Source organism: Salinisphaera sp. C84B14 (assembly GCF_040361435.1).
In the GTDB taxonomy this organism is placed as follows: domain Bacteria; phylum Pseudomonadota; class Gammaproteobacteria; order Nevskiales; family Salinisphaeraceae; genus Salinisphaera.
Map to the genome: position 1 here is coordinate 120,881 of NZ_APNL01000008.1, position 21,536 is coordinate 142,416.

The 21,536-nt window shown below is 65.8% G+C and carries 22 protein-coding genes and 1 tRNA gene; 12 read left to right on the forward strand and 11 right to left on the reverse strand.

Going from position 1 to position 21,536, the window contains the following annotated elements; all coding sequences use genetic code 11:
• A complete protein-coding gene (locus C84B14_RS08970; protein ID WP_353223476.1) occupies positions 1-840 on the forward strand; it encodes an alpha/beta hydrolase family protein in 840 nt (279 codons plus the stop codon).
• On the opposite strand, the gene C84B14_RS08975 is transcribed toward C84B14_RS08970, so the two are convergent.
• Entirely contained in the window at positions 813-1,466 is a 654-nt protein-coding gene (locus C84B14_RS08975; RefSeq protein ID WP_353223478.1) for a 4'-phosphopantetheinyl transferase superfamily protein, read from the reverse strand. The two genes, C84B14_RS08970 and C84B14_RS08975, sit on opposite strands and share 28 nt — an antisense overlap.
• Before the next feature lie 44 nt (positions 1,467-1,510).
• Between C84B14_RS08975 and C84B14_RS08980 the strand changes: the two genes are divergently transcribed.
• The gene (locus C84B14_RS08980; RefSeq protein ID WP_353223480.1) at positions 1,511-2,959 is read left to right on the forward strand and encodes an oligosaccharide flippase family protein; all 1,449 of its coding nucleotides are present in this window, start codon (positions 1,511-1,513) and stop codon (positions 2,957-2,959) included.
• Positions 2,960-2,965: 6 nt separating this feature from the next.
• On the opposite strand, the gene C84B14_RS08985 is transcribed toward C84B14_RS08980, so the two are convergent.
• Genes C84B14_RS08985 through C84B14_RS09030 form a run of 10 tightly spaced genes read right to left on the reverse strand, consistent with a single transcriptional unit; the run spans position 2,966 to position 14,518 of the window.
• Entirely contained in the window at positions 2,966-4,141 is a 1,176-nt protein-coding gene (locus C84B14_RS08985; RefSeq protein WP_353223482.1) for an outer membrane beta-barrel protein, read from the reverse strand.
• The gene (locus C84B14_RS08990) at positions 4,128-5,519 is read right to left on the reverse strand and encodes an undecaprenyl-phosphate glucose phosphotransferase (RefSeq protein WP_353223484.1); all 1,392 of its coding nucleotides are present in this window, start codon (positions 5,517-5,519) and stop codon (positions 4,128-4,130) included. The genes C84B14_RS08985 and C84B14_RS08990 overlap by 14 nt, the downstream gene beginning before the upstream one ends.
• Positions 5,516-6,460, reverse strand: coding sequence for a glycosyltransferase family 2 protein (locus C84B14_RS08995; protein ID WP_348765483.1), 945 nt, complete (start codon positions 6,458-6,460; stop codon positions 5,516-5,518). Before C84B14_RS08995 ends, C84B14_RS08990 begins: the two co-directional genes overlap by 4 nt.
• Positions 6,457-7,722 carry a glycosyltransferase family 4 protein gene (locus C84B14_RS09000; RefSeq protein ID WP_353223486.1) on the reverse strand — a complete coding sequence of 422 codons (1,266 nt, stop codon included), beginning with the start codon at positions 7,720-7,722 and terminating at the stop codon, positions 6,457-6,459. Before C84B14_RS09000 ends, C84B14_RS08995 begins: the two co-directional genes overlap by 4 nt.
• 1 nt (position 7,723) lies before the next feature.
• Positions 7,724-8,830 (reverse strand): glycosyltransferase family 4 protein, encoded by a 1,107-nt coding sequence (locus C84B14_RS09005; RefSeq protein ID WP_353223571.1) that lies wholly within the window; start codon positions 8,828-8,830, stop codon positions 7,724-7,726.
• 7 nt (positions 8,831-8,837) lie between these two features.
• Entirely contained in the window at positions 8,838-10,283 is a 1,446-nt protein-coding gene (locus C84B14_RS09010) for a BNR-4 repeat-containing protein (protein ID WP_353223487.1), read from the reverse strand.
• On the reverse strand, positions 10,280-11,569 hold the full coding sequence (locus tag C84B14_RS09015) for an O-antigen ligase family protein (protein WP_348765487.1): 1,290 nt from the start codon (positions 11,567-11,569) through the stop codon (positions 10,280-10,282). The genes C84B14_RS09010 and C84B14_RS09015 overlap by 4 nt, the downstream gene beginning before the upstream one ends.
• A 5-nt stretch (positions 11,570-11,574) precedes the next feature.
• Entirely contained in the window at positions 11,575-12,186 is a 612-nt protein-coding gene (locus tag C84B14_RS09020; protein ID WP_353223490.1) for a P-loop NTPase family protein, read from the reverse strand.
• Positions 12,183-13,595: a capsular biosynthesis protein gene (locus C84B14_RS09025; protein WP_353223492.1), complete on the reverse strand. Its 1,413-nt coding sequence runs from the start codon at positions 13,593-13,595 to the stop codon at positions 12,183-12,185. The genes C84B14_RS09020 and C84B14_RS09025 overlap by 4 nt, the downstream gene beginning before the upstream one ends.
• The gene (locus C84B14_RS09030; RefSeq protein ID WP_353223494.1) at positions 13,592-14,518 is read right to left on the reverse strand and encodes an SLBB domain-containing protein; all 927 of its coding nucleotides are present in this window, start codon (positions 14,516-14,518) and stop codon (positions 13,592-13,594) included. The genes C84B14_RS09025 and C84B14_RS09030 overlap by 4 nt, the downstream gene beginning before the upstream one ends.
• A 284-nt stretch (positions 14,519-14,802) precedes the next feature.
• Here C84B14_RS09030 and C84B14_RS09035 point away from each other — a divergent pair.
• The 10 genes from C84B14_RS09035 (at position 14,803) to ccmI (ending at position 21,533) form a co-directional block, all read left to right on the forward strand.
• Positions 14,803-14,889 (forward strand) — tRNA-Leu (locus tag C84B14_RS09035).
• A 34-nt stretch (positions 14,890-14,923) separates the two neighbouring features.
• Positions 14,924-15,565 carry a cytochrome c biogenesis heme-transporting ATPase CcmA gene (ccmA, locus tag C84B14_RS09040; protein ID WP_353223496.1) on the forward strand — a complete coding sequence of 214 codons (642 nt, stop codon included), beginning with the start codon at positions 14,924-14,926 and terminating at the stop codon, positions 15,563-15,565.
• Positions 15,559-16,227, forward strand: a complete 669-nt coding sequence (gene ccmB / locus C84B14_RS09045; RefSeq protein WP_348765492.1) for a heme exporter protein CcmB — start codon at positions 15,559-15,561, stop codon at positions 16,225-16,227. Before ccmA ends, ccmB begins: the two co-directional genes overlap by 7 nt.
• 157 nt (positions 16,228-16,384) lie before the next feature.
• Positions 16,385-17,119: a heme ABC transporter permease gene (locus C84B14_RS09050; RefSeq protein ID WP_353223572.1), complete on the forward strand. Its 735-nt coding sequence runs from the start codon at positions 16,385-16,387 to the stop codon at positions 17,117-17,119.
• The gene (gene ccmD, locus C84B14_RS09055; RefSeq protein ID WP_348765493.1) at positions 17,112-17,276 is read left to right on the forward strand and encodes a heme exporter protein CcmD; all 165 of its coding nucleotides are present in this window, start codon (positions 17,112-17,114) and stop codon (positions 17,274-17,276) included. Before C84B14_RS09050 ends, ccmD begins: the two co-directional genes overlap by 8 nt.
• Positions 17,269-17,733, forward strand: a complete 465-nt coding sequence (ccmE, locus tag C84B14_RS09060; protein ID WP_348765494.1) for a cytochrome c maturation protein CcmE — start codon at positions 17,269-17,271, stop codon at positions 17,731-17,733. Before ccmD ends, ccmE begins: the two co-directional genes overlap by 8 nt.
• A complete protein-coding gene (locus C84B14_RS09065; protein WP_353223498.1) occupies positions 17,730-19,700 on the forward strand; it encodes a heme lyase CcmF/NrfE family subunit in 1,971 nt (656 codons plus the stop codon). Before ccmE ends, C84B14_RS09065 begins: the two co-directional genes overlap by 4 nt.
• Positions 19,700-20,236 carry a DsbE family thiol:disulfide interchange protein gene (locus tag C84B14_RS09070; protein ID WP_353223500.1) on the forward strand — a complete coding sequence of 179 codons (537 nt, stop codon included), beginning with the start codon at positions 19,700-19,702 and terminating at the stop codon, positions 20,234-20,236. Before C84B14_RS09065 ends, C84B14_RS09070 begins: the two co-directional genes overlap by 1 nt.
• Entirely contained in the window at positions 20,236-20,709 is a 474-nt protein-coding gene (locus C84B14_RS09075; protein ID WP_353223502.1) for a cytochrome c-type biogenesis protein, read from the forward strand. The genes C84B14_RS09070 and C84B14_RS09075 overlap by 1 nt, the downstream gene beginning before the upstream one ends.
• Positions 20,706-21,533: a c-type cytochrome biogenesis protein CcmI gene (gene ccmI / locus C84B14_RS09080; RefSeq protein WP_348765498.1), complete on the forward strand. Its 828-nt coding sequence runs from the start codon at positions 20,706-20,708 to the stop codon at positions 21,531-21,533. The genes C84B14_RS09075 and ccmI overlap by 4 nt, the downstream gene beginning before the upstream one ends.
• The last annotated feature ends 3 nt before the right edge of the window (positions 21,534-21,536 follow it).

A 21,536-nucleotide genomic window follows, 5' to 3' on the forward strand; every position in this document is an offset into this window, starting at 1 on the left:
ATGCGTGAAACACCGCTGCATTTCGGTCATGAATCGCATCTGGTGGGGATGTTCTGCGAACCCGATACACCGCAGGCGCGCGAGCGCCCCGCGGTATTGTTTCTCAACTCGGGGCTCGAGCACCGAGTCGGTCCACGCGGGCTGTCGGTCGCGGTGGCCCGGGCGCTGGGTGATGCCGGTTTTGCCAGCCTGCGCTTCGACTATGCCGGCATGGGCGAAAGCCGCAAGCCACAGCGACCGCTCGCCGCCGAGCGCGAAGACGAGCTGCTGGCCGAATGCGCTGCCGCCACCGAGCTGCTGCAAGCGCGTTCCGGCGCGTCCGGCGTGGTCTTGTTCGGCCTGTGCAGCGGCGCCGACGACGCCCATCGGGTGGCGCTGGCCAACGACGCGGTCGTGGGCATGGCCCAGATCGATGGCCATGGCGCCATTACGGCCGGCTTCAAATGGCGCTATGTCGCCCATCGGCTGGCCTCGCCAAGACGCTGGCAGAACTGGTTCGAACGCAAGTTCGGCGCGCCGGCCGACGCCGACCGGGCGGTGCTCGAGGGCGTGGATTTCTTTCAGATGCCCGAGCGCGACACGCTGGCCCGCGATCTGGACATGCTCGTCAAACGCGGGGTACGGCTGTTCTATGCCTATTCCGGCGCGACGCACAGCTACTACAACCATGCCGGGCAGCTACGCCGGGCGCTGGCACAGGCCGGTGTCGACCTCGGCGGCCATCTGGAAGAACATTTTCTGCCCTCGGCCGATCACACCTTCTCACGTAACGCCGAGCGAATGGTGTTGATCGAAACGCTGATCGCCTGGCTTCAGGCCGGCTGGCCCACGGCCGAATGAGCATAGGCGACACAGACGATGCGCTCGTCCTGAGCGCGGCTGCGCACCACGATATCGAGCTGGGGCGGCGACGCGGCCATTTGCAGGCGATAACCATTCGCCGTGGCGATCAACTCGAAATCGACAAATTCGGTCGCGGCCCGGCCGAGACCGGCCAGGCACTTGTAGGCCGCCTCCTTGGCCGAGAACAGGCGTACGGCATCGCGCTCGTCGATCAGCTTCGCGCGTTCGCTGGCCGTGAATACGCTCGGCCAGACCGGCGCGTCCAGCGTGCGCGGGCCTTCGATATCGATACCGATCGCGCCGATCGTATGCCGATACGCCACGGCGACGGCGGCCACCCCGTCGGCATGGGTGAGGCTGCCGGTCACGTCGTCCGGCCAGGCCGGGCCGGCGTCACCGCTGGCGCCGAGTGCGGCGACCGGACGCCCCAGGGCGGCCAGGGCCGCGCGGGCGAGCGTACGCGCGCTCGCGAATTCGGCACGCCGGGCGTCGACCGCGCGTTCGATCAGCGCCGCCTCGGCGGGCGGCAGGGCGCCGGCCGGGGCGATCGGCCCCGCGCGTACGACCGCGCCTGTCGGCAAAAGGCCGGCGATTATCTCTTCGAGGCAATGATCGCGTGTCATGCGCGTATTGTCGCGCGTCCGGGTCGCAAAACGCAGGTCACGCCGTGCTGAAATGGCTGTCGTCGTCGCTGGCGGACGCCGTCGGACGTATTCTGTTGAAGCTGCTGACCACGGTTGTGTTTGCCTACTGGCTGTCGCCGGAAATATTCGGCCGCGCCTCGCTGACCATCGTCGTGGTCAGCCTGTTGGCAATCGTGGTGACCGCGCCGTTCGAGGAATCGCTGGTACAACGGCGGCTGATTTCGCGCTCCCATTTCGCCGGTGCGCTGGCGCTGGTGCTGGCCGGCTCGGTCGCGCTGATCGCGGCCAGCTTTGCGGCCGCCGCGGTCATCGCGCGTGTCTATCCGGGCACCAGTGAAACGGTCACGCTGGCCTGGCTGGTCGCCGGTTTCAGCCCGATCCTGCTGGCCCATGCGGGGGTGGCCATCTTTACCGCCATGGCACGCCGCCACCGGGCCTTCGCTCGAATTGCCTGGTCCAACCTGGCCGGCGATGCGCTCGGCGTGGGCGTTGGCCTAGCCCTGGTCTTCTCGGGCGTGGGGGTGTGGTCGCTGCTGGCCGTGCGCCTGGTTTCGCGTTTTGCGACGCTGCTGTGGCTGATCGTCGACAATCCGGTCCGCCTGCGCCCGGCCTGGTCGCTCGACGGCCTGGGTGAACTCTCGGGCGTGGCCGGCTGGTTCTTTGCCGCACGCTGCGTGGACAAGGCCGGCGACGCCGTGTTCCAGGGCGTTGTGGCACGGCTGTTCGGCCTCGAAGGCGCCGGCTATCTGAACATGGCGTTGCGCATCATCGAGCCGGTTCGCGGGCCCACGGCCTCGGTAAGCCATAACATCGCGATGTCGTTTTTCGTGCGCGCCCAGGATGCACCGCAGCGCCTGCGGGCCGCGGTGGCCAGTACGGTCTCGCATACCTCGATGATCTTGCTGCCGGTGTTCTTCGGGCTGGCGGCCTGTGCGCCGACGCTCATCGCCTTGCTTGGCGGCGAACGCTGGGCCGCGGCGGGACCCATCGCGGCGGGGCTCGCGCTGGCCGCCGGTGTGGGGGCGACTACGCATTTTCTGATGACGGCGCTGGCCGCGCGTGGCGAGGCACGCCTGTGCTGTCTGGCCCTGACCGCGGAGCTGGTTTGCGTCGCCGCCGCGCTCTGGCTGCTGGCGCCGTTGGGGCTGATCGCGATCGGCGTAGCGCGCATGGTTTCGACCGCGGCCATGGCGGGCTTCTATCTCACCGTTGCCCGGCCGGTGTTCGGTATCGACCGGGGCGCCTTTGTGCGCTCGGTGCTGCCCAGCCTGGTCAACGCCACCATCATGGCGCTGTCGGTGGTTGCGGTCGCGCGGTGGTGGGTGCCGGGCACATCGGCTGCGCTCATGCTGGTCGTCCAGGTGGGCGCCGGCGTGCTCGTCTACGCCGCCCTGGCGTTGCTGTTTCAGCGCGCGCTGCTCTATTCGGTGATCAACGCCCTGCGTGGACGCAAACCCGGCGTGCCGGCCTGAGCACGGCTACTGCGGCAGCGGATCCAGCGTGATCCGGACCGCGATGCCGCCGACCCACTCGCGATAGTCGAAGGCCGGCTCGCTGGAGTCGCGAATGACGCGCTCGCCGGTGGCGATAAGGGCGAGCTGCGGCCGTGGCCGCCAGGTCAGGTCCAGCCCGTAGTTGCGGACTTCGTCCTGGCGGGTATCGTCGGCCACCGACGTTTGCTGATAATCGCGTCGATTCCAGGCGCCGCGCGCGGTCAGCTCGATGGCCGGGCCGTATTCCCAGTCGAGCGCAACCTCGGCGCCGCGGTTGCGCAGGGCGTTGGCGTCGATGTTGTCGGCCGAGTAGATATCCTGCGACAGGGTGAAGCGAAGCCGGGTTTTCGCCGATATGTCGCGAATATAGCTCAGGCGCGCGGTGGGCGCGGAATAATCCTCCGACTGTCCGCCGCGGTTATCGCGGTGCGCATAGCCGGCGCGCAGCTGAATTCGCGACAGCCCGGACACCTGCCAGTCGAGGCGCCCGAACGGCTCATGCTGCACGAAGCGGCGGGCGAGCGGGTCGTTTGGATCGCGCTCGGGGTAACGCCCGTCGATACGCTCAACGCCAGCGGTCAGGCTGGCCTGCGGTGAGCCGATAAAGCGCAGTGCCAGGCGCGATTCGAGCTCGTCGCGATCGTAGCGGCGTTCGCTATCGAGGGTGTGCTGGCGCGTCCGATAGTCAACGCCGCCGACGACGTGCCAGTGCGGCGTCACGACCAGCGTGGTCTCGATACCCGGGTTGGCGAGGCGAATGAAATCCTGTTCGCGCGTGCTGCGGTTTTCGAAGTCGGTGAGCTGGCGCGAACGGTTGTAATAGACCCGGCCCCGCAGGGCATGGCCGACTTCGTAATTCCAGACGAAGTTGCCGTTGTAGGCGCTGTGATCGAGGCGTTCGTTGTTGACGTAGCTGAGCTGGCTCAGATCGACATGCAGCGACAGCTGCTGGCGCGACATGCCCCAGAGCGCATCGGCGCCGACGGTGGCCCGGCGCTGCGTGTCGGCCTCGCGGCTGTCTTCGCTGGAGGCAAACAGGTTGCTGTCGCGGCTGATGCCGGTTTCGACATAGGGCGACAGGCGCAGCTCGCCGGGGTATGCACCGCAGGGCAGTGCCACCAGCGAGGCCGCCAGCATGTAGCGCAGTTCAATAGGCCGCACGATCGCGAAAGATCAGCGCAATCGTGCGCATTATGATGTAGACGTCGAGGCCGGGGGACCAGGTACGGATATAGCGCAGGTCGTACTCGACCCGGCGTTCCATGCAGTCCAGCTCATGGATTTCGCCGCGCAGTCCGTTGACCTGGGCCAGGCCGGTCAGGCCCGGGCGAACCTTGTGGCGCAGCATGTAGCGTTCGATCAGCCCACGATAGGTTTCGTTGTGTTCGATGGCATGCGGGCGCGGGCCGACCACGCTCATATCGCCGCGCAGCACGTCCCAGAACTGGGGCAATTCGTCCAGCGACATGCGGCGCAGCCGGCGCCCGACCGATGTAACACGCGGGTCGTCGCGGGTGGCCTGAGCCACGCCGGCATCGGGCTCGGCGGCATGCATGGTACGAAATTTGTGGACCCGAATACGTCGGCCGTCGAGGCCATAGCGTTCCTGGGTGAACATTACGGGCCGGCCCGACGTCGCCCAGATGAGCGCGGCGATGAGCAGATACAGTGGCGACAGTACGACCAGCACGCCTGCCGAAAACAGGATATCCATGAACCGCTTGAGCACGCCGTCGGCGCCAAAGAACGGGTTGTCGCTGAACGAGAACACCGGTACGCCGCCAATATTGGCGAACTGAAGCTGGTCGCTGCGAAACAGGGGGGAGGTCGGCATGAAGAAGATCGACGCCGTCGTGTTGCCCAGCCGGCGAACGATATGCGTCGCGCGCTCCGCGCCCTCCAGCGGCAGCACCACGAAAACCACGTTGACGCTGTGGCGATTGACGTAGTCGACCACATCCTCGGTGCCGCCGAGCACGGGACGATCCTCATGGCTATGCCCGACGCGTTCCGGGCTGCGATCTTCGAAATAACCCAGCAGCCGGAATTTCGGCACGTCCAGAGCGGACAGGATATGCGCGAGCCGCTGTGCGCCTTCGTTGACGAATACGATGACCGCGCTGCGCGATTTCATCGAGTCGGGAAAAAAGCGGAAGAAAATATAGCGCACGATGTGATGCGCGATTACGAAGGCCATCGGCGTGAACAGCAGCCATAGCAGAATCACACGCCGTTCGTATTCGTCCGAGCGACGCGTGAGAAAGCCGAGAAATACGAAGCCGGCCGCGCACAGCAGCCAGCTGAGTATGACCCCGGTGCCGATCGAGCCCGGTCGCCCCATCTGCCATTTCCAGATGAGGTTGTAGCGGCTGAATACGACGCCGACCACCGCAAATGCCAGTACCGCCAGCTCGCGGTCGTTCTCGCTGATGCCCTGGGGCGACAGCGCCGCGATCGCCAGCAGCAGGCCCGTACTGAGCCCGCCATAAGCCAGGCCGTGGAACAAGGGCGCGGAAAACGTGCGTGTCCCGGCGTTCATCGATCGGCCCCGTTTGCGTCACGGTCGCGCCGAAGAGCGCGCAGTAAACGCACCGGCAGCGCAGCGAGCTGGCGTCGTTGCCAGCGGCGCAGATCGCGCCGGAATGCCGGATCGGGGTAGCGCGGCACACCGCGTGCCGCGGCGCCGAAATAGCCGGCGATGATGAGCAGACCGCCGACCCCGTAGGGCCAGTCGCGCATGCGATAGATACCCGATGCCACCGCATAGGCCGGGTCGTAGCCCATGAAATGAATGCCGCGCCCCCAGCGCAGTCTTCCGTGCACGATGCTGACCTGGGAAGAGCCCATCAGCCGGTGGTGATGAATTCGCGCTTCGGGGTCGGGGATGTTGCGGGTACGCCAACCCGTCATGCGTGCCCGATGAATATCGATGCCGTCCCATTGCAGAGTCTGTTCGAAGCCGCCGATGGCCTCGAAGGCGGCGCGCCGATAGAACTTGAACGGCCCGCACACCATGTCGGGGCTCTTGCGCTCCTCGACATCGCCGCCGGGCTCGGGCCGGAACACGCGCCCGGATACCGCGGCTAGCTGCTCGTCGCTCGCGAACTCTGCGAGCATGCGTTCGATATAGCGCGGTCCGTAGGTGATATCGGCATCGAGTTTGACGATGTAGTCCCAGTCCGCAATCGGCGCGGCGGCCAGGCCGTAGTTGAATGCCTCGATCACGCCGGAACCGACTTCGCGGCGCCCACGATCGGGTTTGTCGATCACATGAATGAAGTCGGTTTCTGCCGCGCGCGCCCGGGCGATCGCCGAGGTATCGTCGCTGGAGCCGTCGTTGACGATGACCCAGGCGCTCGGACGTACCGTCTGTGCGCTGAGGCTGTCGATGGCCGCGTTGATGAAGCGAGCCTCGTCGCGAACCGGCGAAATGACCAGAATGCGCGGATGGCCGATGGCCTGTTCCGGCGTATCGCTCATGCCAGCACCCGCTCGTAGGCGGCCAGCAGGCGCGGTATTTCGTGGTGCCAGGCCAGGCGTTCTTCGATACGCTGGCGCCCAACCTCGCCCAGCCGCTGGCGAAGCGACGGATCGTCCAGGAGCGCGATTATCTTGTCGGCAAAGTCGGCGCGGTCGCCGGGCCGTGCGTACAACGACGCCTCGCCGGCCGACGCCCGGCCTTCGGTGAGGTCGTATTGGACCAGCGCCTTGCCGAGGGCCATGTACTCGAGGATCTTGTTCATGGTGGACTGGTCGTTCATGTCGTTCTTGGGGTCCGGGCTGACACAGATATCGGCCGAGGAGAGAACGCGCATCAGATCGTCGCCGGCCAGGCGCCCCGGAAAATCCACATAAGCCTCGATAGCGAGCTCTTGCGCGAGCTGGCGCAGGCCCTCGAGCGACGGGCCGAAGCCGACCAGGCAGAACTGGATATCGCGGCGGCCCCGCTGATGGACGATATCCGCGATCATGTGCAGCAAGTCCTCGAGCCCTTCCTGCTCGCCCATGACGCCGACATAGCCCACCAGATAGGTACGGCCCTTATGCAGGGCCGGGTCGGGTGCGACTCGACGGACGCGTTCCAGGTTCGGGCCGCTGCGCACCACGAATACGTCGGCCTCGTCCATGCCGCCGCGGGTGCAGGCGATACGCTTGAACGAGTCGTTGGTGGCGATCGATACGCGCGCCATCGCAAACGTCGCCCGCTCGAGCACGCGCATCAGCCGATAAATCGGGCCGCTGTGGCCGAACTTGGCAACGAACAGTTCCGGGCAGAGGTCGTGATGGTCGAACAGAAAACGTACGCCGAACGGGCGGGCCGCGGCGGCCACCAGAAAGATGGTATCGGGTGGGTTGCAGGCATGAATGACGTCGATACGCCGACGCCGGCCGATACGCGCGGTCAGCAGGAGCTGCCAGAAAAGGGCGGTCGCGTATTCCAGCGGATAGCCCCAGGCGCCGCTGGCTTCGTTGGGCAGGGGGTGTCGATGAATGGCGATGCCTTCGAGCTCGAGATAGCGTTCGCGATAGCCATCGGCCACAGGACAGATGATCGAGACCGCATAGCCGGCATCACGTAGCGCACAGGCCTGTTGCCAGACGCGGCGATCGAAGGGCAGCGGCAGATTCTCGACGATGATGAGTACGTGAGCGCACGCCACCGCGTCGTCCTGCGCCCGCGCGTCTGCCTTGACGGCCGTGCGCCGGCGGGGCTGTATGAGTTTGTGCAAGGCGAGGCGCATGCTAGATCACCCGTTGATAGAGATGGGCGGTATGCGCGGCCAGCTGCGGCCAGCCCTGTTCGCCGTCCTGGGCCCGGGCGACGTTGCGCCGGATGGTCTCGAGCGCGTCCGGGCGTGACTTCAGATCGGCCAGACGGTCCGCCAGCGTCTCGGCATCCACCGGTGCCAGTAGAAAACCGCTACGCTCGTCCTCGATGACTTCGGCCAGGCCACCGATATCGCTGGCGAGCACCGCACAGCGATAGGTCAACGCCAGCATGAGCACGCCGGACTGATCGATACGGCGATAAGGCAGCACCACCAGATCGGCCGCAGCGAAATAACGGGCCGTGGTGTGGTCATCCACCCGGCTCAGATCGGCGGTCACGTCATTACGGTTGGCAAGCAGGCGTCGGCCCTCGCCGAACGTATCCTCGCCGGCCACGATCAGGCGCATATCGGGGTCTGCGATACGATCCAGCGCGGATACAAGCAGATCCAGCCCCTTGTAAGGCCGAATTCGGCCGAACAGCAGCAGCAGGAAGGTTTCGTCGGCCACGCCGAGGGCTTCGCGCGCAGCCTCGCGACACGGCGCAGGTGCGGCGCCCAGAGTGAGCGGGCCGTGTGCGATCACGTGCACCTTGTCGCGGCGTACGCCGAGCTCCTCTGCCAGCGTACGAGCGGTGAAACGGGTATGCACGATCACCGCATCGACATAGCGATAGACACACCGAAACAGCACCGTATCGAACCGCGTGCTTTCATGCGGCAGGCTGTTGTGGGCGGTCCAGACCAGGCGTGCCCCGCGCAGGCGCGCGATCAGCAGCAGCGGCCAGTCCAGCAACGGCTGATGCAGTGCCTGAACATGAAAGACATGCGGGCGTTCCCGCCAGATCCGCATGCCGGTACGCACCAGCGCCTTGGCATGGGCGCTCAGCCGCTGCCAGCGATTGCGCTTGCGGCGGGCCGCCGGATAGCAGCGCGCGATCGTGCAGCCGGCCGCCTCGGCATAGGCGAAATCCGCGCGCACGATCAGGCACAGGCGCGCGACGTCGTCGCGTGCGGCCAGAGCGCGGGCCAGCTCGGCCACGTACTCGGCCGGCCAGGGGGCATGAATGACGACGCGCATGGACACCTTAGCCCTCGCTCAGCCGTACGATGGTGACGCGGTCGTCGCGGCAGCGCCCGTTGTCCAGCACGTTGGCGTGGATATAGAACGTCGCGGCGCTGTCGGGCGGGGCGGGTATGGCGCGGGTATGGCAAAGAGCCGTACCACGGTCGCCATCGCCCTTGTAGACGGTCTGCCAGGCGCCCGTGGGTTGGCCATCGGCCTCGACAGGACGGCGCAGCACGGTCAGCCCGGTCGCGAACGCCCATTCGTGTCCGTTGTCGTCATAGTGCGTTTCAAACGCCTGGCGGGGTACGGGTTCGGGGTCGGACCATTGCCCGTCGTCGAGGCGGCTGCGATAACGCGGGCCGTGCACGGACTGCAGCGAAACCACCGGATGGCCGTCCGCGCTCACGCTGATACGGGCCGGGCTGTAGAGGCCGTCGGGCGCCAGCCGGGCGATCCGTTCGGGCGCGACCCGACTGGCCGCGGCCAGATCGATGGGCAGTCGGTAGCGTTGGCCATCGGCGTTGTAGGCGGTATCGCGATCCGGCGGCAGATAAGCATAGCTGGCAAAGTTCTGGTCGACGCCCGAATCGCCGCGCCGCCACAGCCAGGCGACGTGCATGCCGTTGTCGGCGTCGAAGGCCAGGCGCATCTGATAGACCCACCAGCCGGGCTCGCTGATAAACGGGCGACTCAGGTGTACTGAGCGCCCCGCCGGCAGTTCGATATCGTCGCCGTCGACGCGCACTTCGCCGCCGATGGGCAGCCAGCTTTGGCTGGCTTCGTCGTAGCGGGCCAGCCCGCCCGAAAAAAGCCGCTGTGACCAGGTACGGGCCGGGCGCACGGCATAGCGGTAGGTGACGTAGAGCTGGCCGTTACGATCGTTGAAGAACGACGGATAGGTAATCTGGGTCCCTGGAATGGCCGCCGTGCCCGGCGTCGGGAATTCGACCCGCCGATTCTGGCTGCCCCAGCGTGCCTTCTGCGATACGCGCTGGCCGCGGAAGACGAAGTCGTCGATCGATTCGGGTTCGGAGGATACCGAATACTGCCAGGGCAGGTTGTGCATGTCGTAGGCCACATGCACGAAGCCTTTCCGATCAAGGCCAATAGAGGCAGCGGTATGATAGGGGTCGTTGGCGGTATCGTTGTCGAGCAAATGCGAATGCCAGTCCCAGCCGCCGTCGTCACGTCGTACGCCCTTGCGTACGACGGTATGAAAGCCAAAGCCGTGGGTCGGCACCGGCCGCGGGCCCGGCTCGACGTTGACCGTGTAGACGCTGTGGCCGCTGGCGGCGATGGGCGTTGCGAATACGCTGGCATTGGCCGCCGCAGCCGGGATCGGGGGCAGCACCACGTCGACGCTGACGGTGGCAACGGCGGTGCTCGCAGCCGCTAGCAACACAGCCGCAAGCAGCCCGCGAACGCCCGGCAGGCAGCACGAAATCATCTGTCGGGCTGCGGTCATGGCGCCGTCTCCAACCGGTCGATGACGCGCAGCCGGGCAAGCGCCATGCTGGCATGAATCGAAAGCAAAAACAGGAAATGAATCGGCCGGAACAGGGTGGACTCGGCGATATTGGTGATCATAAGAAACATCGTGAACGCGATCAGCCAGCTGGCTTCGGCCGGCCAGCGCCCGACCAGCACCAGGCCACGCCGAACCGTATTCACGCAAAAGCCCAGCGTAATCAGCAGGCCCGGAATACCCAGTTCGTTGAGCACGTCCAGATAGCCGTTGTGGGCCTGCCACAAACCGCCGTAGAGATCCTGTGTCACCCACGGGGCGGGGCCGCCGGCGCCGAGCCAGAAGGCTTGAAAACCCGTACCCAACCACGGGTGCTGGACCACTTCGGCATACACCAGGCGCCAGATTTCCAGACGTCCGGTGAAGGTCACATCGCGGCCCACGGCAGTGGCAACCGGGCCCACCAGCTCGCGCCAGGTGGGTATGCCGTGACCGACCAGGATCACGAACAATAAGGTGACCACGGTCGCGGCAAGCGCGAGCGCGCCGGTTACGGCCATGCGACGCATGGAAACGACCGGCCTGAAGAACAGCCATAGCGGCGGCAGTACGGCCAGTACGCAGAGCAGGGCGGTGGCATTGCGCGCCATGATCAGGGTGAGTGCGGCCACCGCGGTCCAGGCCAATGCCGGCAGCGCCCGGACCTCGCCGATGGCCAGCCCGTGTATCCACAACACCATCATCAACCCCGCGGCCATGCCGAGATGATTCTTGCTGCGGGCAATGCCGGTCCAGGCATTGTCGTAGCCGGCGACGCGGGCGATATCCGGCATCAGGAATACCGCCGCGACCGAGGCCAGCACCAGGGCACTGATACAGGCACGGCTGTGGCGGCGCAGCCGCTGTGGCCGCCAGGCTGCGACCTGGAAGGCCAGCGCAATGAGTACCGTGCCGATGAGCAATACCAGCTTGCGTACGGTGGCAGCCGGGTAGTCCGACCAGGCCAGGCTGAGGATGGCCCAGCCGACGAACAGTGCAAGCCAGGGGTCGATCTGGCGGACGACTTGCGCGGCCACGCCACGCCGGAGCCAGATTACCAGCGCGCTGACGATAAACGGCGGCATCCACTGCATACGGCGCACGAACGAGCCCTGCTGGGCGTTTTGCAGCGCCGTATCGCGCGCCCAGTCGAGGCCGTCGGGCAACAAGGCGAATGCCAGTGTTGCCCAGAACAGCGTCAAGAGCAGCCAGGTAAAACGTTGGTCGTCGGCAGCCGGCAGCGGCATGGGCGTCAGCGGTCGGTGAGCACGGCGCCCAATAGCGCGGCACCGCTTTCCCGCAAGCCGTCGGTCAGCTCGCGCAGCCGGTGCAGCGCGGTGGCGTTACGCTCGACCACCAGCAGCGCGCCGTCGCTGACGCTGGCCGCCGAAATCGCGTCCAGATCCTGGGGATGGTCGGCCGTGTCGATCACCACGAACTCGTAGTCCTGGCGTAGACGCGCCACGAACTGGCCGAACTGGCCCGGTGCTTCGACCAGCGTTTCGGCAAGCGACGGCTGGGTATCGGTACCGCGCATGACGGTAAGTCCCGGCACTGCCGCGATATCCGTCATGCCGGTATCGGCGAGGCCGAACAGTTCCTGTTGCCGGGGGTGCTGGCGGGCGGCATCGATCAGGGCCGTGGGCTGGCCGGAGCGGGCAAGCAGTACGGCCAGATTGGCTGCCACCGCGCTGCGATTCCGCTGCGCACCGCAGCCCACCACCGCCAGGCATCGGGCGTGGGCGTCGCCGAGCGCGATACGGGCAAGCGTGGCGCGCAGCGTATCCGCCTTGGGCGAATGCGGCGCATGCGCGGCGAATACGTCCGCGTGAATTCGCGAAGCGGTCTGTGGCGCTTGATTCATCGGCTGCCTCCGAGATCGAGTTCGCCGAGGACCGGCAGTTCCAGCTCGCGTTCGATGTCTTCAGGGTGACGAACGCGGCGATCGCGCAGTTCCTGGAGCAGGGCGATCAGGGTGCCAACGATCGCCCCAAGAACAAGCGCGACGGCGAGCTTGCGCTTGAAGCTCAGGCCGGCGGTGTTGGTCGGCGGGCTGGCCCGGGTGATCACCGAGACGTTCTGGGCGGTCAGTTCGCTGCCGCCGAGAACCTGGTCGTAGCTCGACAGGGCGGCTTCATAGACCTGGGATGCGCTATCCAGACGCCGACGATAGCTGTCCAGCTGGCTGCGCTTGGTTTGTTTATCCATGACCTCGTCGCGCGCCGCGTCGTAGGTTTCGCGCAGGGCATTCACCTCGGCGCCGGCCGCCTGCACGCTCTGTCGCGCGGCGGCCAGATAAGCATCGATCTCGTCGCTCAGGCGGCTGCGAACCGTGGCGATCTGGCCGTCGATAGCCCGAATGCGCGGATGGTTCGGGCCCAGCGATTCGGCTACGTCGGCCCGCTCGGCCTGGAATTCCACCAGCCGGTTCTTGAGCGTCTGGATCACGTTGCTGTCCAGAATATCGGCCTGGGCCACCACCGGCTGGCCGCCGGAGCGGGCGGCACTGATCTGGTCGACTTCGGCCTGGGCCGCCTGCAACCGTGCCTGTGCCGCGTTCAGCCGGGTGCCCAGATCGTTGAGGCGACTGGTCTCCACGCCTTCGGCAGCGGTGGAGTCGATCACGTCGAAGCGCTGGCGCGCGGCGGTAAGTTCGTCCTGGGCTTCGTCGACCTTGGCCCGCAAGCCGTCGAGGAAGCTCGAATACTGGCCCAGGCGCTGGCGTGCCGGATCGGTGGCCATGCTGTCGCTGGCCTTCATGTACTGGTCGATCACGGCATTGACGATAGCCGCGCTGCGCTGCGGGTCGTCGCCGCGATAGGACAGCACCAGAAGCTGGCTGACCTGGCCGGCGCGCACCTGAACCTGCTCGCCGAGTTTCGAGGCCAACCGCTGGCGCAGCGTGCCTTCGCCGCCGTCGCCGTCGACTTCGGCGCTGAATTCGGCATCCTCGGCCAGGCCGAGCTGATCGACCACGCCGAGCATGACGTTCTGGCTGGTCATCAGATCGATCTGGGTCGCCCGATAGCTGTCCGCGAGCGCGGTCGAGCGGGCTTGGCCGGTGACCGGGTCAAGGCTCGGGAATTCGATGACGAGCGACGCACGCGCCTCGTAGCTTTTCATCAGCAGTGCGGCAATCACGGCGAGCACCATGAACACCACCACGGCGGCCGCCACGATGCGCCAGCGTGCGCGCAGTGCGCGCGTGATCTGGCCGACGGTGGGCGTGGCCCGCATACCCGGAATCAACGGGCGATCGATGCCTGTGTTCAAAAGAAGCGCTCCTTGACGAAGATCACGTCGTCCGGCTGTACCGGGGTGGTCGGTCGCGCGTCGACCTCGTGAACCGAGCCGTCGGGCGACTTGCGGTGGATGGTGAAGCGCGAGTTCGAGCCGCGATCGGTGAGCCCGCCGCCGGTCGAGATCGCCTGCATGACGGTCATGCCGGGCTGGATGGCATAGGCATCGGGGCGCTGTACCTGACCATAGATATAGAACAGCGGCGCCTGGGGCACGTAGATCGTATCCCCGGCCCTCAGCACGTTGTCGCCGGCGCCGCTACCGGCCACCAGCGCATCGATGTCCACGCGCTGGCGTGGCGCGTCGCCGCGGTGGATCAGTATCACGGAACGCGCCCCGCGGGCGGTGATGCCGCCGGCCTCGGCAAGCGCGTCGAGCAGGGTGGTACGGCTCGACAGCGAAAACCGTCCCGGCTGGTTGACTGCGCCGAGTACCGCGACCTGCTGACTGCGGTGTTCCACCAGGGTGAGGCTGATCTGCGGGTCGCGGAAATAACCCTGATCGCGATAGGCGGATTCGATTCGGGTCTGGGCGTCGTTGGGCGTGAGGTCGCCGATATCGACCGCGCCCAGCAGCGGCAGCGAGATCTCGCCGCTATCCGCGACGAAGCCTTGGGTATTCATGTCCGGCTGACCGAACATGCGCATTTCCACGATATCCCCCGGCCCTAGAACCACACCGCGTGGGGCATCGGCCTCGGCTGCCGCGGGCAACGGGGCGTTGGCGTCGGTCCGGGGCCCGGCAGAAGGCAATTCGGGCTCGGGCGCCGTCGAGCGGGTCGCGGTCGGTCCAGGCTTCGAACCTGTGCCGTCGACTGTAGGCGGCGCGCTCGCACAGCCCACCACCAGCATGGCCAGTGCGGCCATACTCCCCACGATACGAAGTTTCGTCAGCAAAGCGCCCATCCCGTATTGTCCCCGCGGATAGTCTAGTCCAAATGCCAAGCCCTTTGGCGCGTGAGCACGTTACCGGCCGGGCAGTTATGTTCTGAATACATATTCTTGGTATTGGCGCCAATCGCCTTGCGCCCGGGCGCTGCCATCCATCGGTTTGATCCGTAAGTACAACAATCGACAGTACCGGCGTGCCGCTAGCAGGCGGCGGTCGCCCGCTTTCAACAAGCGCACGCGCGTCTGCGCCTCGACTGGGCCGCTGACAGCGCCTAGAATTCCGCGCTCGCGCCCGGATGGCGAAATTGGTAGACGCATGGGACTTAAAATCCCTTGGCCTTCGGGCCGTGCCGGTTCGAGTCCGGCTCCGGGCACCAGTCAACGGCTTCACGGCCTTTTTGAAAGCGACTTATGAAGCGGCCGCGACTCGGCATTCGAAACCTGAGCTGTGGGCGCGGCGAGAACGCTTTGTTCCAGGGGCTGGATATCAGCCTCGTGGGCGGCGAGGCCGCGCGCGTGCTCGGCGAAAACGGGGCCGGCAAGACAACGCTTTTGCGCACTCTGGGCGGACTTCAGGCGCCCCTGACGGGCGAGGTCGTCTGGGAGTCGGCCCGCGACGCGGGCGCTGTCGACGACCCCGTCCTCCTGCAGGACGAGCTGTGTTTCGTCGGCCACGACAACGCGCTCAATGCGGCACTTACCCCGGTCGAGAATCTGGACGTGCTCATGCGTCTGTGTGGCCGTCGCGTGGCGCCGGGGCGTATTCGCGACACCCTGGCCGAGCTGGGCCTTAAACGCCTCGCGCACCGGCCCAGCGGACGCCTTTCGGCGGGACAGAAGCGGCGCGTGTCGCTGGCGCGGCTGTGGTTGACCGATGCGCCGCTGTGGCTGCTGGATGAACCGGCCTCGGCGCTTGACGTGGATTCGCGCGCGCTGCTGTGTGCGCGGATAGCCGCCCATGTGGCGGCGGGCGGCATCGCGGTGTTCACCACCCACGAGGCCTTGACCCTGGCCGACGTGCCGGTGCGATCGATCGAGCTGTTGCCATGCTGAGCGTGTTCTGGGCGGTGCTGCGCCGGGATCTGCTGCTGGCGTTTCGACAGCGCGGCGTGCTGGTCCACCATCTGCTGTTCTTCGTGCTGGTGGTGGCCTTGTTTCCGCTCGGCACGGGCGCGAGTCCGTCGATTCTGGTGACGGTGTCGCCGGCGCTGATCTGGATGTCGGTACTGCTGGCCGCGCTGTTATCGTTGCAGCGGCTGTTCAAGCCCGATTACGAAGACGGCACTCTGGAGCAATACGTTCTTTCACCGGAACCGCTGGCAGTGATCGCGTTGGCCAAGGTGCTGGCCTATTGGCTGGCCAGCGGGTTGATCTTCGTGCTGGCTTCGCCGCTGCTGGTGTTGCTGCTCGGCGTGCCTGTGGGCGCGGTACCCGTTATCATGGCCAGCTTGTTGCTCGGCACGCCGACCCTGGGATTGGTGGGGGCGATCGGCACGGCACTGACATTGAGCCTGCCGCGTGCCGGACTGCTTTTGAGTCTGCTGATTTTCCCGCTCTACGTGCCGGTGCTTATTTTTGGCGCGGGCGCCATGCGCGCGGCGATCGAAGGCTTGCCCGCTGCGGGCGCGCTCTATCTGCTGGCTGCGCTACTCATGCTCGGCATCAGTACCGCGCCCTTTGCGATCGCGGCGGCGTTGAAAATCAGCATGGAGTAGGGAACCCCGAGCCGGCTCGGGGCCGAAGATTTTCGGGCGCGACACGGTTGCGCCAGATCAATGCATCGCCTGAATGGTCGAGACACACTATGCGTCGACTTAATCCACAATCTATCTGCAACGCAACGGTGTAGGCGTTTTGGCGAAGTCTGCGTTCATGCTCTGGCTGCATCGTTTCGGATCGCTGCCGTATTTCTACCGGGTCAGCCGGCCCATCGCGCTTGCGTTGGCGGTGCCGGGGCTGCTGCTCGCCGCCTACGGGGTATACGGCGGGCTGGTTAATGCGCCGGTCGATTATCAGCAGGGCGACGCGTTTCGTATCCTCTATATCCACGTGCCCAGCGCCTGGCTGTCGTTGTTCGGCTATACGAGCATGGCGATCGCAGGCGCGGTGGCCCTGGTGTGGCGCCTCAAGCTGGCAGAGATTTTCGTGGTCGCCGCGGCGCCGGTCGGGGCGAGCTTTACTTTTCTGGCCCTGGTCACCGGCTCCATCTGGGGCAAGCCGATGTGGGGCACCTGGTGGGTCTGGGATGCACGCCTGACCTCCGAGTTGATCCTGCTGTTTCTGTATCTCGGCGTCATCGCCCTGCATAACGCCATCGAATCGCCGCGCAGCGCGGCACGCGCCTGTGCGCTTTTGTCGGTGGTCGGCGTGATCAACGTGCCCATCATTCATTTTTCGGTCGAATGGTGGAATACGCTGCACCAGGGCCCGACCGTGACCCGCTTCGGGCGCCCGGCCATGGAGATGGCCATGCTCTGGCCGCTGCTGTGTGCCGCGCTCGGCTTCACTCTGATGTTTGGCTGGCTCACGCTCTGGAACATGCGCGTGCAACTGCTCAGGCGCGAACGGCGTAGCCGCTGGGTCAAGAAGGTGTTTTCCGATGCATGAATCCTGGCAGCAATTCTGGGCCATGGGCGGTTATGCCGGCTATGTGTGGAGCAGCTACGCCATCGCCGCGGTGGTCATCGTGGGCAATATCGTCGCGCCTGTAATCGCCCATCGTCAGATCGCCCGGCGGATCAAGAACGAGGAATTCGATGACTAGAACACGACGTCGTCGTCTGATGCTGGTCGGCGGGCTGTTCGTTGGCCTGGCCGCGGCTACAGCGCTTGCCCTGACCGCATTCAGCGAAAACATCCTCTATTTCTATCAGCCAAGCGAAATCGTGGGCGGGCAAGCGCCGACGCATACCCGCTTCCGGATTGGCGGGCTGGTGGAAACCGGCTCGGTCGAGCGCAACAACGACGACCTGCTGGTGCGCTTCACGCTGGCCGACTGTGAAGCCAGCGTGCCGGTACAGTTTCGTGGCACCTTGCCGGACCTGTTTCGCGAAGGGCAGGGCATCGTGGCCTACGGCCAGCTCAACGAATCCGGCCAGTTCGTGGCCGATGAGGTCCTGGCCAAACATGACGAGAACTATATGTCGCCGGATGTGGCAGAAGCCATGAAGGACGCCTCGGGCACAAGCTGCATGCCCAGCAACATGCAGGCCCAGCGATGATCCCGGAGATCGGCCATTTCGCGCTGATTCTGGCCCTGGGCCTGGCCACGCTGCAGACCGTGTTGCCGATGTACGGGATCTGGCGTTCGCGCTCGGATTGTCTGGCGGTGGCGGCACCGGCGGCCATCGGTCAGTTCGTGATGATGGGCATTGCCTTTGTCGCCCTGGGTTTCGCCTTCTATGCCAACGATTTCTCGGTGGCCTATGTGGCAGCGAACTCCAATACCCAGCTGCCGTGGTTCTATCGGCTGTCTGCGATCTGGGGCGCGCACGAAGGGTCGCTGCTGCTGTGGATGATGCTGCTGGCAGGCTGGAGCCTGGCGGTTGCCCTGGCCAGCCGGACCCTGCCGCGCGACGTGGCCAGCTGTGTGCTGGCGGTGATGGGCGCGGTCAGCGTGGGGTTCTTGCTGTTTACCCTGTTTACCTCGAACCCGTTCGAGCGCCAGTTCCCGGCCCCCATGGAAGGCCGCGACCTCAATCCGCTGTTGCAGGACCCTGGGCTGGTGGTGCATCCGCCCATGCTCTATATGGGCTATGTGGGCTTCGCCGTGGCTTTCGCCTTTGCCATAACCGCCTTGATTACCGGCCGCGTGGATAGCGCCTGGACGCGCTGGACGCGGCCCTGGACGACCGCGGCATGGATGTTTCTGACCATTGGCGTCACGCTTGGCAGCTGGTGGGCCTACAAGGAACTGGGCTGGGGCGGCTGGTGGTTCTGGGACCCGGTCGAAAACGCCTCCTTCATGCCGTGGCTGGTCGGCACCGCGCTGATTCATTCGCTGGCGGTCACCGAGAAGCGCGGCATCTTCAAGAGCTGGACGGTACTGCTGGCGATCACCGCGTTTGCCTTGTCGCTGCTGGGGACGTTCCTGGTGCGCTCGGGGGTGCTGATTTCGGTGCATGCTTTTGCCACCGATCCGACCCGCGGTATATACATCCTGACCTTCTTTGCTGTCGTGGTCGGCGGGTCGCTGCTGCTTTACGCCCTGCGCGCGGCCCAGTTCGAAGCCGGCCGCGAGCCGGTTGCGGCGTTGTCTCGGGAAGGCTTGCTGTTGCTCAACAACATCTTCCTGGTGGTTGCTGCCGCCGGCGTGTTGCTGGGCACGCTCTATCCCATCCTGGCTGATTCGCTGGGCATGGGGCGCCTATCGGTCGGCCCGCCGTATTTCAACAAGGTCTTCATTCCGCTGACCGTGCCGCTGGTGGTGCTGATCGGCGCCGCCGCAGTGATGGCCTGGAAGCGTACCCGGGCCGACGTGCTGCGTTCGCGCCTTTGGGTCCCCTTGATCGTCTCCATCGTCGCTGGCGTGGCCCTGCCGCTATTCACGGTCGGCACCACGGCGGTGGCCGCGGTTGCCGGCTGCGTATTGGGCTGCTGGGCGATCGTGACCGCTTTCGAGGATATCCTGCGGCGTAGCCGCGGGCGTCGCGTGATGCTGCCGCGCAACGTGGTCGGCATGGCCCTCGCCCATGCCGGGGTGGGCATTTTCGTCATCGGTGTCAGTCTGGTGAGCGGCTTCGGCGGCGAGCACGACGTACGGCTGGCACCAGGGCAGAGCACGGAAATGGTTGGCTACGAGTTCACCTTTCTCGGTACCCGGCACGTGGACGGGCCGAATTTCGTTGCCGAAATCGGCGATTTCATCGTTCGCGAAGACGGCCGCCAGATCGCGGAGCTGTTTCCCTCCAAACGACGCTATAACGCCGGCGGTCAGAGCATGACCGAAGCCGGTATCGATGTCGGTATCACCCGCGATATCTATGTGTCTCTCGGCGAGCCGTTGTCCGGCGATGCCTGGAGCGTGCGAATCTATCATCGGCCGTTCGTGCGCTGGATCTGGGCGGGCGGCTTCATCTCGGCGCTGGGTGGTCTGATCGCGCTCACCGACAAACGCTATCGCCGCCGCCGTGCCACCGCTGACAAGCCGGTGGCAACGGATCGCGGCCTGACCACGGCGAGTGCATGATGCGCTGGCGCCTGGTTCTGCCGATCGTTATCGTGTTTGCGCTGATCGTGCTGCTCGGCTACGGCCTCACGCGGCGCCCGGATATCCTGCCCTCGGCGTTCATCGATAAGCCGGCGCCCGCATTCGATCTGCCGACGCTCGCCTCCGACCGGGACCGGATCACGGTCGACGATCTGAAAGGCCGGGTGACGCTGGTGAACGTCTGGGCGAGCTGGTGCGTGGCCTGTCGCGCAGAGCACGAGCTGATTACTGCCGTGTCGCGGCGTACCGGCGTGCCGGTGGTCGGTCTGAATTACAAGGACACCGAGGCCGACGCGCTGCGCTGGCTGGGGCGCTACGGCAACCCGTTTGCGGTGGTCGCATTCGATCCGAGCGGGGCGACCGGTATCGACTGGGGCGTGTCGGCCGTGCCGGAGACCTTCGTGGTCGATGCGCAGGGCATCATCCGTTACAAGGTGGTTGGGCCGATTACGCGCGAAGAGATGAACGCATCGCTCATTCCGAAGCTCGAGCAGCTCAAGGCAAAGGGATCCTGATGCGCACGCTGCTGGTCGGCTTGTTGCTGTTGCTCGCTACGTCCGCTGCCCAGGCGGTAGACCTGCAGGGCGAGGAACTGGCGCGTTATCACGCCCTCAACGCCGAGCTGCGTTGTCTGATCTGTCAGAACCGCAGCATTGCCGAATCGGATGCGCCGCTGGCCCAGGACCTGCGCGCCATCGTTGAACGTCAGATCGCGCAAGGGCGCAGCGACGCCGAGATCAAGCAGTACCTGGTCGATCGTTACGGCAAGTGGGTGCTCTACGATCCGCCGCTGGATTCGGCCACGATCATTCTCTGGGCAGGGCCGTTCGTCATGCTGGCAATCGGCCTGCTGGTGGTTTTCCTGCTGATGCGCCGGCGCCGTGGCGCGCCGGCGCCATCGCCGTCGTTGGACCGCGAGCGACTTAATCGTGTGCTCGACGAACAGGCACGAGACGCGGACACCGACTCGTCTGAAGAGCGTTCATGACCGAATTTCTTGTTTTTGCGGCAGTGCTCGTCGCTGCCAGTCTCGTATTCGTTCTGGTGCCACTCTGGCGCGCGGGCACGCCGTCCGCGGACAAGCGCCGGGCGGCGAATATCACGATCTACCATCAGCGCTATGCCGAGATCGAGCGCGAGGTGGCTGCGGGCGCACTGACTCGACAGGACGCCGAAAGCCAGAAGGATGAGCTCGGCGCCCGCCTGCTCGCCGATATCGACGATACGCCTGAGCTGGCACCGTCGCCCAGGGCTGCGCGCCGGCCGTGGGTGGCCACGATACTGGTGCTCGCCGTGATGGTGGGCGGCTCGGCCGCGGTGTACTGGAAGATCGGCGACTATCAGGCCTTCGTCGAACAGGATACGCCCGACCTGAACGCGATGATCGCGGAACTGGAGCAGCGGGTAAACGATCATCCCGACGACATGCAGGCACGCGCGATGCTCGCGCGTGCGAGCGAGGCCGGCGGCGATTACGGCGCGGCCGCCGAGCAATATCGTGCGCTCAATGCGGCCATGCCGGCGCCGCGGCCGCCGATCATCGCCGCCGAAGCGCAGGCGACTCTGGCCGCGACCGATGATCTGCAGGGTCGGGCGAAAACACTCTACGAGCAGCTGCTCGAACTGGAGCCACAAAGCCGCGAGGCGCTTTGGTATCTGGGCCTGGCCGCGGCCGAGCGCGGCGAGGGTGAGGCGGCTATCGACTACTGGGACCGGTTGCTGGCCCAGGATCTGCCCGAAGACTTCGCCACCATGGTCGCCAACCGCCGCGCCGAACTGGCCGGTGAGAAACCGACCTTGTCGAATGACTAAGCG